Raw genomic sequence first — 14,729 nt, forward strand, 5'->3', positions numbered from 1 at the left:
GTCGTACGCAGTCATGGCATCGAGTATGCGCCGACCGGAGGAGAGCCAGGCGTGCCGGTCGCGCGGATCCCCACCGCGCCGCTCGCGCGGATCTACACGAGGATGCGCTGGATCGCGGGCGCGAGGATCCGGATCAGCTCGTCCTTCGTCGCCTCGGCGAGCAGAGGCACTCCGATGACGCGCCGGCTCGTGACGACGCCGACGAGCATCGAGGACGCCAGGCCGGCTCGGAGGGCGGCATCGGGTCTCGAGTCGGCCAGGGTGCCGGCCAGGAGGCGCGACTGGAGGAAGGCGCGCAGCTCTTCGGCTGCGGATTCGTTGACGATCGCACCGCGCAGCATCGCCATGAGCGGATCGGATTCCTCGGCCGGCCCCTCCCAGGCTTCGACGTACGCTCGCACGACTCGCTCGCCGAGGTGCTCGTCCGGGCCCTCGAAGGCGGTGTCGAAGCGCGCGAGTGCGGATGCCGGGACGCTCATGACCTCGGCGAAGAGGGCGTCTTTCGAGCGGAAGAACTGCATCACCTGGGACGCGTCGACCCCGGCGTCGGCGGCGACCAGTCGGATGGTGGTGGCCGTGAAGCCGTCGCGAGCGAAGCGGGCGCGAGCGGCTTCCAACACCGTGGAGCGCGTGTTGCCCGCGCCGGGGCGTCGCCCGAGTCGCGCCGGACTCGCGGGGGTACGGGATTCGTTCACGCCCCTCAGAGTAGTGCTCGCATCTCGTGATCTCAACGGGCGTTGAGTTTTGCGACGAACAGTCGTACTCTCTCGACGGGGCGACTCACCCTCTCCGATCAGCAGGAAGACGGCAGGACCATGACCATCGACACGAACAGCACACCCCTCACCGGAACCCAGCACCGGGTTCACGTCGTCGGACGGGAAGACGACCGCGACATCGACGGGTTCGAACTCTTCTCCGCCCGGCGCGCCCTGGCCCTGCTCAAGACGACGCTCGGACGAGAGCGGCTCCTCGACCTCCTCGGCGACGAGATCCGCGCCGGCGACGACTTCCTCCGCGACCACCTGGCCCGATCCGGCGGACAGGAGACGACCGGCGTCACAGTCGTGCGAGCCCACGGCATCACCGCCGCGCAGTACACCGAGTGGCTCTCACGCGCGTTCGGCCGACTCGACGTCATGCTCGCCGCGCACCCGGAGCACTACTCGATCCACGCCGAAAAGGGCCGCGTCAACATCGTCGAGACCCTCGGCGACAAGGTCTGCTCCTTCTACATGGGCGGTTGGGACGAGAGCGTCATCGAGGACGCAGCCACGGCCGGCCCCCAGGAGCCCCCGACCGACCGCCGCTCCCGCCTCGCACTCGAGGACGGGACCGTCGTCGGCTGGATCTCCAACGAGTTCGAGGACGAAGAGGACGGGTTCTCGGTGCGCCTCACGGTGACCCTGCCTGCCACCTGCGCCCCCGACGTGATCGAGCAGCACCTGCAGCACTTCGCCGTCGAATACCGCAACTGGATCCTCGGCGCCGCCGCGGAGCTCGCGGTCGCCGAAAGCTGATCCTGCGGCCCGCCGTCCCGCGGTCAGGAGAGATCGACCGACAGGATGCGGTCGTCGCCCGATGCCGGGGTGCCTCGGCCGTCGGTGTTGTTGGTGACGATCCAGAGGCCGCCGTCCGGTGACGGCAGCACCGTGCGCAGGCGCCCGTACTCACCGGCGAAGTACTCGTGCGACGTCGACGGGTCGGAAACAGGGACACCGCGCAGGACCTCGCCCCGCAGGTTGGCGATGAAGACCGTGTCGTCGACGACGGCCAGACCGCTGGGGCTCGCGTCGTCGGTGTGCCACTGCTGAACCGGGTCGACGAACTCGGAACCGCCGCCCTTCCCCTCGACCTTCGGCCAGCCGTAGTTGCCGCCGGCCTCGATGACGTTGAGCTCGTCCCACGTGTTCTCGCCGAACTCGGCGGCGAAGAGAGTGCCGTCGGACGCCCAGCCCAGACCCTGCACGTTGCGGTGGCCGAGGCTGTACACCAGCGAGCCCCGGAACGGATTGTCGGACGGCACGTCGCCCTCGGGCGTCATGCGGAGGATCTTGCCAGCGAGCGAGTCGCGATCCTGAGCATCCGGGCTCGATCCGGCATCGCCCACGGTGGCGTAGAGCATGCCGTCGGGGCCGAACGCGATCCGGCCGCCGTCGTGGAAGGTGTTGGACGGCAGAGCGTCGAGGACGGTCACGGGCGACCCGAGCGCGAACGAGCCCGCACTGCCATCGAGGTCGAAACGCTGGATCCTGTTCCCGTCGGCGCCCGTGGAGTAGACGTAGAGGCCGCCGTCCGGCCCCACGGCGAGCCCGAGCAGACCCGACTCACCCGAGGCCGAGACGCCGGGCACGGTGCCGACGACTCGGGTCGAGCCGCTCTTCGAGAGTTCGAGGACGCGTGCCGAATCGCGCTCGCTGATAAGAGGCGTGTCGCCGACGAACACGACCGACCACGGGGCGTCCAGGTCGGTGACGACATCGGTCGGCGTGCCGACGGGCGCCGTCTCGCTCGCCGCGAGATCGGTCGGGGCCGAGGCGGAGGACCTGGCCCCGGTCGGTTCGTCGTCGGAGGTGCAGCCGGCGAGAGCGACGGCCCCCAGGACCGCGGCAGTAGTCGCGACCGCCCTCACGAGGCTCGGGCGTGCGCGCGGTTCGGTCGGCATCGGGCTGCTCCTCGTCGCCGGCGCTCGGTCGGCGGCGGCCTCCTCACGGTACGTCGAGCGGCTCCGATCGGGAAGACCGCCGGCCGAACCTGGGGAATCGACGAATTCGGCCGCGAGAGGCGCCGCCTTCCGTATTCTGTGTGAACCGACCCCGAGAGGAATCCCCCGTGGGAGAACGACTCGACGCTGCAGCCAGGATCTCTGCCCGAACCGTGCGCGCGGCCTCGAAGACGCCGCTCGCCAAACAGCTGCGCGAGAACATCTCGTTCTTCCGTCGCGTCGGCCGAGCGGCGTTCACCGAGGCCGTCGCCACACCGCCGGTCGCCCTCGAGCCGCAGCGGCCGGCCCCGCCGCCGCACCCGGGCCTCGGGCGTCAGCCGGTCGACGACTTCCTGCCCGGAGACGACGAACGCTGCACCTGCCGCACGCCGGCGTGGTGCGGTGCCACGAAGGGCGACGTCGTCCACGACCTGATGACGCACGGGATGCGCCTCGACCGGCCGCGAGCGGAAGCCATCTGGCGCGACGCACAGGACAGTCGCGTCGGCTGATCGAGCGGAGTCCGCGAGACGCGCGCCGGGTCACGCCGTGCGCGGACCGAGGTCGAGAAGGGCGTCGCATCGTTCGGCGTTTCCCGGTTCCGGCACGGTCACGACGACGACGGCCCCGCGGTCGGCGGCCGCCCTCACCTCGGCCCACACGGCAGTGCCCGTCGCCTCGTCGAGTTCGCTCGTCGGATCGTCGAGGCAGACCAGCCCGGGCCCACCGGCCAGCGCCCGGGCCACGGCGACGCGCTGCTGCTGGCCGCCCGAGAGCTGTTCCACGAGATTGTGCCAACTCGCGGGCGGAAGCAGCAGCCGGCCGAGACTCTCCTCGATTCCAGTCCAGTCCGCGGTCCGCATCGACCCGCGGGCCAGGAGCCGAGCAGCGACGTTCTCGACGGCCGTGAGCCCTCCGATCAGGTCATGGCTCTGAGTCAGGACTCCGACGGAAGCAGGATCGATGGGGCGCCCGTCGAGCAGGATACTTCCGCTCTCGACGGGCGTCGTTCCCGCGATCGCGCGGAGCAGAGTCGATTTGCCGCTGCCCGTCCGGCCGGTGATGCCGACCACGCTTCCCGGCCCCACGGCCCGCGTGAGGTCGTCGACGAGGACCCGTCGCCCCGTCGAGGCAGTCGCGCTCAGCCTCACGTGCGACAGCCGCAGCCCGTCGAGCCCCATCGCCCCGCTCACGAGGAGCCACCCGGCAGACCGGATCGAGGCTCGCGCGCGCTGTCGGCCGATCTGATGCGGAGCTCGTCCGGGCCGGACGACTCGACGGACACGAGAGACCCCGCGGGCCAGGCGGCCCGGAGCGCTTCGGGAAGCTGGATGGAGCCGTCCGCTCCGACGACGGCGTAGCGACCCGTCTCGGTCTCCTCCTCGCCGACGCGACCGTCGCGAAGGTGGATCATGCGCTGCATCCTGCCCGCCACGGTCTCGTCGTGGGTGACCAGCAGGATCGCCGTCCCCTGCGCCGCTGCGACATCGACCATCACGTCGAGGAGCCGATCGCGGGCGACGTCGTCGAGCTGGCTCGTCGGCTCGTCGGCCAGGAGCAGCCGGGGCAGGCCGGCCATGGCGACGGCGAGCGCGACGACCTGCTGCTCGGAGGGCGACATGGCGCCGACCGGTCGCGCGTCGATGCTCAGACCGCCGGCCTCGAGAACCTCGCGGCCGACAGCCGCGCTGCCCCTCGGGCTTCCCCGGAGAGCCCAGAGGATGTTGCCGGTTGCCGTCTCGTGCAGGAGAAGGTTCGTCGAGGCGCCCTGGAGCATCAGGCCGAGCGTCGACCTCCGGAGCTCGTGAAGACTCCGCGCCGATGCGCGCGACAGATCGGTGCCGAAGATCTCCGCCCGCCCGGCCGAGGGGCGCACGATGCCGGCGACGATGGTCAGCAGCGTCGACTTCCCCGAGCCGGACGGCCCCAGCAGGGCGACCCTCTGACCCGGCTGGACGACGAGGTCGACGCCGCGCAGGGCGGCGACATCCGTCCCGGCCACCCGGTAGACGTGCACGAGACTCGAACAGGAGAAGGCCGGCGCCTCGGCGGAGAGGACCGTCGGCGCAGAACTCCCGTGCCGGCCGCTCACGACTTCCTCGCTGCGTGCGGGTTCCGGCCGTCGTCGCGCCGAATCTCGAGGCGGGCACCGGCGGCGGCGATGGCCGCGCTGACGAGCAGAGTGCCGACGAGCACGACGACGAGGGGCGCGAGAGGGGGACGTAACTGGCCGGCGGGGTCGCTCCCGCCCCGGCCAGCAGCGGGAGATGGGAGACCGTCATGGCGAAGGCGGCGACTCCGGCGGCGGAACCGAGTACGACGGCGACCGCGAGCGGGGCGAGCACATCGAGAAAGACGAGGCGCCGCAGCCGACGGTCGTCGACGCCCGCTGTCCGCAGCGAGAACCAGTCGCGTCGACGACCGGGAGCACCGACGATCCTGGTGGCTACGACGGCGAAGAGTGCCAGGACCACCGCGGCTCCGCCGATCGCGATGCCGAGAACGGCGGCGCGAGTGGCCGGCGCGCGACGGAAGGCGGCGGCTGTCGCGGTGAGCGACTGCCGACCGGTGACGATCACTCCTTCTTTCTTGAGGGCCGCGAGCACAGCGGCGTGGGGGCCCGGCGTCAACCAGACCTCGTGTTTCGCATCGCTGCCCGCCGGATCGGTGATCCTGTCCATCAAGCCGAGATCGACGAGCACGCCGTCACCCAGACTCCTCGGCAGGATGTCCGCGCGGCCGATCAGGTGGATCAGGCGCGACGAGTCGTCGAGGCCGGTGCCGAGATAGGCGCCGTCGATCCCGGCGAACGGGGTGAGCCTCGTCGACGGGCCCGCGAGCGCCGGGAGCGGTTCGGGCGCGTCTCGCGGTGCGATGCTCGTGACGCTGCCCCCGTCGTAATCGGTGACGCCGAGGCGGAGACCACCGTCGGTGTCCGAGACGCTGGCCTTGGCCGGTTGGCTCGAGTCCGTCTGGTCGCCGATGCGGTTCCGCCACCGGTCCGCGCGAAGAGAGGACTGCAGCAGGGTGGCCGGCTCGACGTCCGTCGCGATCGACGCGATCGTGGCCGCGAATCCGTAGGGTTCGTCTTCGGCGTGCTGGTCGACCGCGCCCAGCCAGACGATGCGACAGGTCGACCGGCACGGCACCTCGCGGCTGGAACTCGTGACGGTCCCGTTGCGGGGGCGCCCGAAGTAGACGGTGTGCCACCCGGCGTCGTTCTGCACGACCATCTCGAGCTCGACGGTGGACGGCATGCCGAGATTCGGGTCAGGCCGGACGTCCTCCAGCCCGAGCGAGATCCGGGAACCCCGGATCTCGATCGGTTTCTGCGTCGCAGGATCCAGCCGATCGCGAAGCGAAGCGGCGTCGAGTCCGCTCCAGGCCGGATCCCAGGTCGTCACGGCCGCCAGACGCCCGGTGTCGACCGCCACGATCCGGGCCGATCCCCCGCTCCCGTCAACTCGTCGACCGCCATGGCCGACCGTCCACTCGGATCGGCGCGCCGCACGACCCCGACGAAGGAGACGTCGCCGGGCACTTCGACGTGCAGGACCGTCGCGGCACCGACCTGCGCGGCGGCCCGCGTGTTCTGCAGCCGGACCGCGACGACTCCCACCTGTCCGACGTACACCCCGATCGCGACCGCCACGGTGATCATCACGGCGACCTGCAGCGCCGATGGGGCGCGGGCGAGGAGACGCCCGACGACGAGGCCCGACAGGGAGCGAGGTGCCCGGCGAGCCGCGCGGCGAACCACCACCACAGCGACGCGCAGACCGATGACACCCGCGAGGACCGCGACGAGAGCGGGCGCGAGCAGAGCCACCTGCGGACCGCTGATCGTGGAGCCGATGAACAGCGAGCCGACCACCACGACCGTGACGAGCGCGACTCCGGCCTGCGCCACCAGGGCTCCTCGCGACAGCTCCTCGGCTCCGTCGTCTCGCGAAGCAGAGACGCCAGGGGCAGACGGGCGCTTCGCACGCTGGCCGCGACCAGAGCGACCAGCGAGCCGAACAGGGCCAGCGCTGCGGCGGCGAAGACCAGCGGCTGCACCGGCTGGATCAGGGCGGACGGACCGAGCGCCCACGAGGCGGCGCCGGCCGCCGCCGCGATTCCGACGCCGAAGCCGGCCAGCGACCCCGCGATCAGCGCGATGCCCGGCTCGACGAAGATCGACTCGAGCCACGTCCTCCGGTCGAGTCCGCGGAGACGGCCGACGCCCCACTCCGCAGCCCGGACGCGCCCGACCCGCTGGATGACGAGCGCCTCGGCGAACCAGGCGAGTCCGAGCGCCTCCAGACCGACGACGATCAGGAGGACGCCCGCGGCCGTGTGCTGGGGCGCGATGTCGCCGAGGACGCCGGGCAGGCCCGAGTCGACCCTTCCGTCCGATTGCGCCCCCGCCACGCTGAGCGAAGCGGCGCGTGCGGCCGCCACGTCCGACTGGATCGGGGCGACGTCCTCCAACCGGACGGGACGGGCCAGAGAGCGGATCGAGTACGCGGTTCCGTCGAGCTGCAGCGCCTCGAACTGCGGGCCGGTGACGACGAGGTCGGGCTGAGCGGTCACGCGCTCGCCGTCGACGCCGCCGGGGCTCGCGATGATCGACCCCGCGCCCCGGGCGCTGTCGTAGGTGCCGGACACCGTGAGCAGGATCGTCCGAGTCGAGTCGAGCTCGACGGCGACGACCGATCCCGGCCCCGCGTGAAGCGTCTTGGCTGCGCTCTCGGCCAGCAGGACCTTCCCCTCGGCCGACACGCAGCCCCCGCGACGATCCGCACGCCGTGGCATCCTGCGGTCACCACGGACACCGCCGACTCGATCTTCTGGTCACTCGACCCGTCGATGTTCCAGGAGAAGCTCTTCGACGACTCGGCCGAACGGATCGGAGGGCGCCAGAGCCCCCGCCCGGGCACGGCGCGCTCGATGCCGCCGAGCGCTTTCTCGGGGACCTCGAGAAGCCCGCCGTGGACGTCCGCGAGTCCGATGAGCGACGTGTCGTCGCGGCCGGCCGCTACCACCGCATCGGCCAGGGTCGCCTGCTCGACGGCGCGGAAGAGCAGCGGGGCGAGGATCGAGACGGCGACCGCCGCCGCCGACAGAACGGCGAGGACCACGAACGGCGCCGGCCGCGCACGAACGCTGCGGGCCCAGAATGGGCCGGTTCGCTTGGCCACACCGCCCCAATCCGCTTCGTCGCGTCCGTGCACTTGCCCTGCCGACATTACCTGCTCGCGGAGGCTCCGCTCCTGCCTCGTCGCCGGCGCCCCTCCCCAGCCCGCTTGCTGCCCCGCTTGCTGCCCTCGCCTGCCCGCTTGCTGCCCTGGCAGAAATCGAAGGGGATTCTCCGCTGCGACCGCACGCCTGGCGGCGCAACGGGGCGTCCAGCGAGAATCCCCTTCGATTTCGGGAGGGGCAGGACGGAGAGCCCGGGGGTTCTCGCACAGCCGGAGGTGTAGCGTCCACGGCGACATCGGCCAGCTGACGAATGTGCGGGGTGCAACGGCGTGGACAACTTGAGACATCAGGATCGAACGAGACAGGTCGTCGTCGCCGCCTCGGCTCTCATCGCGATCGTCGGCTCGTTCGTCGGATCCGGCGTGCTCTTCGGCACACCGATCAATCGGGCCGCGGACGGAGCACTCGCCGCCGACGCGACACTCGTGGCGCCCGGGACAGGCGCGTTCCAGATCTGGGGTCTCATCTATCTCGGCCTCGTCGCGTACGCCGTCTGGCAGTTCCTGCCCGCTCAGAAAGAAGCCGGGCGGCACCGCCGGCTCGGCTATCCCGTCGCGCTGTCGCTCCTCCTCAACGCGGCGTGGATTCTCAGCATCCAATTCGATCTGCTCTGGCTCAGCGTTCCCGTGATCGCGGCCCTGCTCGTCGTCCTGGTCGTGGCGTTCCGGCGTGCTGTCGAGACGCGATCCGCGGGCGCAGTCGACAGTGTCGTGACCGACGGCACGATCGGGCTCTATCTCGGCTGGGTCTGCGTCGCGACGGCGGCCAACATCACGGCGTGGCTCACCGCCACCGGATTCCGAGGGGCCGGCATCGCTCCTGAGGTGTGGACGATCGTCATCATCGCCGTCGCCGCAGCCGTCGGGATCGTCATCGCCACCTCTGGACGCGGCCGCCTGGCACCGATGCTGTCGCTGGGGTGGGGCCTGACGTGGGTGGCCGTCGCTCGTCTCGGCAACGGTCTGCACTCGACTCCGACTGCGGTGGCCGCGATCGTTGCAGTCGTCATCGTCGTTCTCGCCACGGTCGCCCTGCGGGTGAAAGCCTCCCGCGGGAGCCGACCCGCCTGACCAGGCTGCCCGGCCTCTGGACCACCCCTGATCGGACCACCGGGTACAAACCGTGAAACGCAGGATCTCCCGAGCGTAGGCATGACTGCATCCGCCGGATCAGCCGGCGCAAGAAGTGAGGAACGCAATGGCACACGGAGTAGCAACGGTCTGGGTACCCGTCACCGACATGAAACGGGCGGTCGCGTTCTACCGCGACTCCCTCTGCCTCGAGGTGAAGAGCGAAGGCGAGGACTGGTCGGAACTGGACGTCGGCGGTCTGATGATCGGGCTGAACGCCCGCGAGGACGCACAGGTCTCCACATCGGGCGGAGCCGTCATCACGTTCCAGCCCGACGGGAGCATCGAAGAGGAGCGCGACGACCTGGTTGGTCGAGGCGCCGACATCCGGGGTGAGATCAGCGAGCACCCGTGGGGCCGCATCCTGCCCTTCAAGGACTCCGAAGGCAACGACCTCCAGCTGTACAGCCCGCCGAAGGCCTGAGGGACAACGCCGTGACGGATCTCTCCGACGTTCGATGGAACGACGAGGCTCGCGCCGAGATCCTCGACGATGCTCGAGCCCCTTCGTCGGCTCGCGGTGCCGCGAGTCCGCGAAGAGTGTCGTGGAGTCTGCGCCTCGTCAGGCGCCGCTGTCGGGTTTCGGATGTCCGGGGATCGAGTCGCCAGACAGGTTGAGCTCCGACTCGTCGACTTCGATATCACCCCCGTCATCCGGTCCGCCCGTCCCGGGCAGAGTGACGACGGCATCCTGATTCGTCTCGTCGTCGACGGCCGCTGACTCTTCGACCGGCGACTCCTGGAGGTCGTCGGTCGTCGTGTCGGACCGCGGGCTGTCGAAGGTGGGATCGTCGCTGTCGCGTCGGTCGGGGGCACTGTCGGACGGGGTCATTGCGCGCCTTTCATCGGGGTGGAAGGTGAACGGTACGCGTCGGCCCCTGGGCTAATGGGTGACACCGACGAGCCCGGGCGCCAGGCGAAGACGGTCGCCATACCTGCTCGCGTAGCTCGGCCGCCGCCCGCCGCCCGCCTTCCGCCGCCCCCTGCCGGAAATCGAAGGGGATTTCGTGCCTCGGCCACACGCCAGGCGGCGCAACCGGGCGTCCAGCGAAAATGCCCTTCGATTTCCGGAGGGGCGGGGCGGGGCGGGGCGGGGCAGGGCAGGGCAGGGCAGGGCGGAAACTAGGGCGCCACGCGGAGCGTCTCGAAGCGAGCCCGGGCGGCCGACCCGAGCGTGACGGCGTCGGCCCCGAGGCCGGCCCGCTCCAGCCGGATCGGGGCACCGCTGACCGGCGGCTGGCTTTCGAGCGACTCGCGGATGAGACGGCCGAGGAGGTCCCAGGAGTGCGTGACACCGCCGCCGACGACCACGGTGGCGACGTCGAGGAGCCCGACCGTGATCAGGATCCCCCGCGCGACCCCGGCAGCGGCATCGGCGAGGACGCCCAGCGCGACGAGATCGCCCTCGGCGGCTCGCTCGCCCACGACTCTGGCCGTGATGGGATCGGTGCCCGAGAAGGCGCCCGCGCGCTCCTCGTAGCGCCGGGCGATGGATCGCCCCGAGGCCAGCGTCTCGAGGTGGCCGCGACCGCCGCAGGTGCACGGATCGTCGCTGAAGCCCGGGATGTGGCCGATCTCTCCGGCCGCACCGCGCGGCCCGTCCCAGAGGCGGCCGTCCAACCAGAGCGCTCCGCCGACGCCGGTGCCCAGCGTGATGCCGAGAGCCTCGGACGCACCGGCGATGGCACCGGTGTTGACCTCGCCGCGGAGGAACGCGTTGACGTCGTTGTCGAGGTAGGTCGGGGCTCCGAGACGATCACCGAGGATCCGGGTGACCGGGAAGCCCGACCAGCCGGTGAACGAATCGCTGGCGACGAGGATCCTGCCTTCCACCGCGTCGACGACGCCCGCGGCGCCGACCCCGACCCCGCTGAGCGGTCGGCCGTCGGCGAGGCCGGCCACGAGGTCGCCGGCGACCCGCACCATGGCCTCTCCGGAGACGCGTGCGGGCGTCGCCGCGTCGGCGCGGGCCAGCACGGTCAGGTCGGCGTCGCAGAGGACCGCCTGGGTGGTGGTCCCGCCGATGTCCACTCCGGCGAAGAGGGCGTCGGGGGAGGCGCGCTGGTCGCCCGAAACGAGGTGGTCGGTGGAGCTCATGCGTGATCCTGCTCGAGGCTTTCCGTGGTGGTGACTGCGGCGAGCGCGGCGAGGCGGGCCTGGCGTCGGTCTCGCTGGACGATCGGGTCGGGGACGGGGACGGCCGCGAGAAGCCGTCGCGTGTAGTCGGTGGTGGGGTCGACGAGGGTGTGCCCGGTGAGGCCCTGTTCTTCGATCCGACCATTGCGCATGACGACGACGCGCGAGCAGAAGTCTTGGACGACGGCGAGGTCGTGGGAGACGAAGAGGCAGGCGAAGCCCAGGTGCGATTGCAGTTCGCCGATCACCTCGAGGACCGATTTCTGCACGCTGACGTCGAGGGCGCTCGTCGGCTCGTCGGCCACGAGGAGACGGGGCTTGAGAACGAGGGCTCGAGCGAGGCTGACTCGCTGGCGCTGACCGCCGGACAGCTCCCTCGGTGCGCGCCAGGCCATGGACGCCGGCAGCCGCACCGCTTCGAGCGCCTCGGCGACGAGGCGGGCGCGCTCGGCTCCACCGATTCCACGGCGGTGCACGCGGAGGGGTTCGGCGATGATCTCGCCCACGCTCATGCGCGCGTCGAGCGAGGCAACGGGATCCTGGAGGACGACGCCGATTCCGCTCTGAAGCGTGCGGCGTGCCCGGCCGCGCAGGGTCCGGAGATCCTGCCCGAAAAGCCCGACGGCTCCGGAGGTCGGCTTGATGAGCCCCAGCGCGACTCGCGCGGCCGTCGACTTGCCGGATCCCGACTCGCCCACCAGCCCCACGGTCTCGCCGGCGCGGACGTCGAACGAGACGGAGTCGAGCGCGTGGACCGTGTGTGCTCCGCGCCCGAAGCGGACCGTGACATCGGTGAGCGAGATGACGGGCTCGGCCGGAGTCTCGGCGGCCGTACCCGCGTCCGAGTCGAATTCCGTCGACAGTCGAGGAACGGCGGCGAGGAGACCTTGCGTGTACTCGTGCTGCGGAGTGAGGAGAACCTCCTCCACCGAGCCGGTCTCGACGATCTCCCCGCGCAGCATCACGGCGACGCGATCGGCGAAGTCGGCGACCACGCCCATGTTGTGGGTGACGAGCAGGACGCCGGTCCCGGTGTCGACCGCCAGCTTCCGCAGGAGTTCGAGGATCTCCGCCTGGACGGTGACATCGAGCGCCGTCGTCGGCTCGTCGGCGATCAGGAGCCGCGGCGAGTTGGCGATCGCCATGGCGATCACGACGCGCTGACGCTGACCTCCGGAGAGCTGGAACGGGAACGCCGACGCGCGGGAGTCCGGATCGGGGATGCCGACCCGGCGCAGCAGGTCGACGGCTTCCGCGAACGCGTCGGCCTTCGAGACGGGCCGGTGGTTCCGGACGACCTCGGCGATCTGCCAGCCGATCCTCGTCAGCGGGTCGAGTGCTGTCGCGGGCTCCTGGAACACCATCGAGACGGTGGATCCGCGAACTCCCCGAAGCGCGCCCTCGTCGGCCGACACGATGTCGAGGTCACCGACGACGATGCTCCCGGAAGCGGTCGCGTTGTTCGACAGGAGCCCCATCGCGGCGAGCGCCACGGAGCTCTTGCCCGAGCCGGACTCGCCGACGAGCGCGAGCGTCTCGCCAGGGCGGACGTGGAGGTCGACGCCTCGCACCGCGTGGACCGTGCCGGACTCCGTGGAGAAGTCGATCCCCAGGCCCTGGATCTCCAGGATCGGCTTGCTGACGTCGGTCGTCGTCATCTCAGCGTCCCTTCACGTCGAACACGTCGCGAAGGCCGTCTCCGATGGCGTTGAATGCGCAGACCACCAGGATCACGGCGAGCCCGGGAGGCAGGATCAGCCACCAGCGACCGGAGTAGGCGGCCGTCAGACCCGCGCTCAGCATGCCGCCCCAGTCGGTCGCCGGTGCCTGGACGCCGAGCCCGAGGTAGCTGACATAGGCGACGAGCAGGATCGCGTCCGCCACCTGGAACGTCGCCGCGACGACGATCGTGGAGACGCTGTTGGGCAGGACGTGGCGGGTGATGGCGCGGCCGTGGCCGCCGCCGATCGCCCGAAGGGTCAGGACGTAGTCGCGGTTCTTCAGCGACAGCGTCTCGGCGCGGATCAGGCGCGACGGCACCAGCCACGAGACGAGCCCGAGGATCAGGATCAGGCCGGACAGCGACGGCGTGGAGATCGCCGAGATGACGAGCAGGATGAAGAGGGCCGGGATCGCGATGCCGGCGTCGACGACGCGCATCATGACCGTGTCGACCCATCCGCCCGCGTAGCCGGCGACCGCACCCCAGAGGGTTCCGATCACGGTGGCGAGGAGCCCGGCCGCCAGGCCGACGAGCAGCGAGACCTTGCCGCCGTACATGAGGCGGCCGAGCTCGTCGTGACCTGTGGCGTCGGTGCCGAGGGGGTGCGCGCCGGAGGGTGCCCGGTTGGCGCTCGACAGGGCGGTGTGGAGCTGATCGGTCGGGTGGACGAACGGCCCGACGAAGCAGAACAGGATGAACAGGATCACCACGACGAGGCCGACGACGGCGATCCGGTTCGCGAGGAAGCGGCGGATCGCGAGGCGGGCCCCGGTCGCCCCGGCGACGTCCGCCGGGATGCCGGTGTTCTGGATGACGGCGCTCATGCGCGACCTGCTTTCACGCGGGGGTCGATGATCGTCTGGAGCACGTCGGCGAGGAGCGTGCCGACGACCGTGGCGACGGAGATGATCAGCACGCAGCCGAGGAGCACCGGGTAGTCGGACGACTGCGCCGCGTTCCAGAAGAGCAGGCCCATACCGGGGTAGTTGAAGAGCTGCTCGACGACGAGGGAGCCTCCGAACAGCACGGGAACGTAGTAGCCGAGCATTGCCACGACGCTGGTGAGCGAGTTCCGGAAGACGTGACGGACCAGGATGCCCGTCCCGCTCGCTCCACCGGCGCGAGCCGTGCGGACGTAGTCCTCGCCGAGGTTCTCGAGCGTCGACGACCGCATGTACCGGCTGAAGACGGCGACCATCGCGGCGGCTCCGGTGACGACCGGCAGCACGAGCGCCTGCGGCTGCGCGAAGACGGAGGCGAGCGTGTCGCCTCCCGGCGCCGTGGACGGGAACAGCCGGATCGTCTGACTGAACACGATGATGAGGATCAGTCCGAGGAAGAAGGCCGGCGCCGAGTAGGCGACGAAACTGACCGTGGTGATCACGTAGTCGATCGGACGGTTCCGCCTCGCGGCCTGCCACATGCCCAGCGGGATCGCGATGACGAGGGCGACGACCGCCTGCAGGATCGTGAGGACGAGCGTTTTCGGCAGGCGCTGGACGATGAGCTGGGCGACCGACTGGTTGTACGTGTACGAGACACCCAGATCACCTCGGAGGAGCTGCCCGAGGTAGATGACGTACTGGACGACGAGAGGCTTGTCGAGCCCCTGCTCGCGGTTGAACTGGGCGAGCTGCTGGGGCGTGGCTTGCGCCCCGAGGATCCCGCGAGCGGGACCCCCGGGGAGGGAGTGGAGCAGACAGAAGACCACCACCGTCACGATGAAGATCACCACGACGGCTTGGAGTAGCCGACGCAGAAGGTAGAGGGTGGTGGCCATTCGCTACTGTCC

Annotated in this window: 15 protein-coding genes; 4 read left to right on the forward strand and 11 right to left on the reverse strand. The window is 70.7% G+C overall.

What is annotated here, in order from left to right; translation table 11 throughout:
* Window positions 1–92: 92 nt before the first annotated feature.
* Window positions 93–695: a TetR/AcrR family transcriptional regulator gene (locus tag QUE79_RS00595; protein ID WP_286344953.1), complete on the reverse strand. Its 603-nt coding sequence runs from the start codon at window positions 693–695 to the stop codon at window positions 93–95.
* Window positions 696–815: 120 nt separating this feature from the next.
* Here QUE79_RS00595 and QUE79_RS00600 point away from each other — a divergent pair, with 120 nt between their 5' ends.
* Window positions 816–1,520: a hypothetical protein gene (locus tag QUE79_RS00600; protein WP_286344954.1), complete on the forward strand. Its 705-nt coding sequence runs from the start codon at window positions 816–818 to the stop codon at window positions 1,518–1,520.
* Between the two features lie 23 nt (window positions 1,521–1,543).
* Here the strand turns inward: QUE79_RS00600 and QUE79_RS00605 are convergent, their stop codons facing one another.
* A complete protein-coding gene (locus tag QUE79_RS00605) occupies window positions 1,544–2,665 on the reverse strand; it encodes a PQQ-dependent sugar dehydrogenase (protein WP_286344955.1) in 1,122 nt (373 codons plus the stop codon).
* A 167-nt stretch (window positions 2,666–2,832) separates the two neighbouring features.
* Between QUE79_RS00605 and QUE79_RS00610 the strand changes: the two genes are divergently transcribed.
* A complete protein-coding gene (locus tag QUE79_RS00610; protein ID WP_286344956.1) occupies window positions 2,833–3,216 on the forward strand; it encodes a hypothetical protein in 384 nt (127 codons plus the stop codon).
* Between the two features lie 30 nt (window positions 3,217–3,246).
* Here the strand turns inward: QUE79_RS00610 and QUE79_RS00615 are convergent, their stop codons facing one another.
* The 4 genes from QUE79_RS00615 to QUE79_RS00630 form a co-directional block, all read right to left on the reverse strand.
* Entirely contained in the window at window positions 3,247–3,897 is a 651-nt protein-coding gene (locus QUE79_RS00615; RefSeq protein WP_286344957.1) for an ATP-binding cassette domain-containing protein, read from the reverse strand.
* Window positions 3,894–4,796, reverse strand: coding sequence for an ABC transporter ATP-binding protein (locus tag QUE79_RS00620; protein ID WP_286344958.1), 903 nt, complete (start codon window positions 4,794–4,796; stop codon window positions 3,894–3,896). The genes QUE79_RS00615 and QUE79_RS00620 overlap by 4 nt, the downstream gene beginning before the upstream one ends.
* A 1,308-nt stretch (window positions 4,797–6,104) precedes the next feature.
* Window positions 6,105–6,365 (reverse strand): hypothetical protein, encoded by a 261-nt coding sequence (locus QUE79_RS00625; protein WP_286344959.1) that lies wholly within the window; start codon window positions 6,363–6,365, stop codon window positions 6,105–6,107.
* Window positions 6,365–7,468: a hypothetical protein gene (locus QUE79_RS00630; protein WP_286344960.1), complete on the reverse strand. Its 1,104-nt coding sequence runs from the start codon at window positions 7,466–7,468 to the stop codon at window positions 6,365–6,367. The genes QUE79_RS00625 and QUE79_RS00630 overlap by 1 nt, the downstream gene beginning before the upstream one ends.
* Window positions 7,469–8,217: 749 nt before the next feature.
* Between QUE79_RS00630 and QUE79_RS00635 the strand changes: the two genes are divergently transcribed.
* Complete coding sequence (locus QUE79_RS00635) at window positions 8,218–9,018, forward strand: TspO-related membrane protein (RefSeq protein ID WP_350271608.1); 801 nt, start codon at window positions 8,218–8,220, stop codon at window positions 9,016–9,018.
* Window positions 9,019–9,145: 127 nt separating this feature from the next.
* Window positions 9,146–9,502, forward strand: coding sequence for a VOC family protein (locus QUE79_RS00640; RefSeq protein WP_286344961.1), 357 nt, complete (start codon window positions 9,146–9,148; stop codon window positions 9,500–9,502).
* A gap of 138 nt (window positions 9,503–9,640) precedes the next feature.
* Here QUE79_RS00640 and QUE79_RS00645 read toward each other — a convergent pair whose 3' ends face one another.
* The 5 genes from QUE79_RS00645 to QUE79_RS00665 form a co-directional block, all read right to left on the reverse strand.
* Complete coding sequence (locus tag QUE79_RS00645) at window positions 9,641–9,910, reverse strand: hypothetical protein (RefSeq protein WP_286344962.1); 270 nt, start codon at window positions 9,908–9,910, stop codon at window positions 9,641–9,643.
* 290 nt (window positions 9,911–10,200) lie between these two features.
* The gene (locus tag QUE79_RS00650) at window positions 10,201–11,175 is read right to left on the reverse strand and encodes an ROK family protein (RefSeq protein WP_286344963.1); all 975 of its coding nucleotides are present in this window, start codon (window positions 11,173–11,175) and stop codon (window positions 10,201–10,203) included.
* Window positions 11,172–12,872 (reverse strand): nickel ABC transporter ATP-binding protein NikE, encoded by a 1,701-nt coding sequence (gene nikE, locus QUE79_RS00655; protein WP_286344964.1) that lies wholly within the window; start codon window positions 12,870–12,872, stop codon window positions 11,172–11,174. The genes QUE79_RS00650 and nikE overlap by 4 nt, the downstream gene beginning before the upstream one ends.
* A gap of 1 nt (window position 12,873) precedes the next feature.
* Window positions 12,874–13,761 carry an ABC transporter permease gene (locus QUE79_RS00660; protein ID WP_286344965.1) on the reverse strand — a complete coding sequence of 296 codons (888 nt, stop codon included), beginning with the start codon at window positions 13,759–13,761 and terminating at the stop codon, window positions 12,874–12,876.
* A complete protein-coding gene (locus QUE79_RS00665) occupies window positions 13,758–14,717 on the reverse strand; it encodes an ABC transporter permease (protein ID WP_286344966.1) in 960 nt (319 codons plus the stop codon). The genes QUE79_RS00660 and QUE79_RS00665 overlap by 4 nt, the downstream gene beginning before the upstream one ends.
* Between the last annotated feature and the right edge of the window lie 12 nt (window positions 14,718–14,729).

This window comes from Frondihabitans sucicola (genome assembly GCF_030296615.1).
GTDB classification, from domain to species: domain Bacteria; phylum Actinomycetota; class Actinomycetes; order Actinomycetales; family Microbacteriaceae; genus Frondihabitans; species Frondihabitans sucicola.

What these genes read in the sequence shown, in the direction of transcription:
- QUE79_RS00600 (WP_286344954.1), top strand. Translation starts at nt 816, where the DNA reads ATGACCATCGACACGAACAGCACACCCCTCACCGGAACCCAGCACCGG.
- QUE79_RS00605 (WP_286344955.1), bottom strand. Translation starts at nt 2,665, where the DNA reads ATGCCGACCGAACCGCGCGCACGCCCGAGCCTCGTGAGGGCGGTCGCG.
- QUE79_RS00625 (WP_286344959.1), bottom strand. Translation starts at nt 6,365, where the DNA reads ATGATCACCGTGGCGGTCGCGATCGGGGTGTACGTCGGACAGGTGGGA.
- QUE79_RS00640 (WP_286344961.1), top strand. Translation starts at nt 9,146, where the DNA reads ATGGCACACGGAGTAGCAACGGTCTGGGTACCCGTCACCGACATGAAA.
- QUE79_RS00645 (WP_286344962.1), bottom strand. Translation starts at nt 9,910, where the DNA reads ATGACCCCGTCCGACAGTGCCCCCGACCGACGCGACAGCGACGATCCC.
- QUE79_RS00650 (WP_286344963.1), bottom strand. Translation starts at nt 11,175, where the DNA reads ATGAGCTCCACCGACCACCTCGTTTCGGGCGACCAGCGCGCCTCCCCC.
- nikE (WP_286344964.1), bottom strand. Translation starts at nt 12,872, where the DNA reads ATGACGACGACCGACGTCAGCAAGCCGATCCTGGAGATCCAGGGCCTG.
- QUE79_RS00660 (WP_286344965.1), bottom strand. Translation starts at nt 13,761, where the DNA reads ATGAGCGCCGTCATCCAGAACACCGGCATCCCGGCGGACGTCGCCGGG.
- QUE79_RS00665 (WP_286344966.1), bottom strand. Translation starts at nt 14,717, where the DNA reads ATGGCCACCACCCTCTACCTTCTGCGTCGGCTACTCCAAGCCGTCGTG.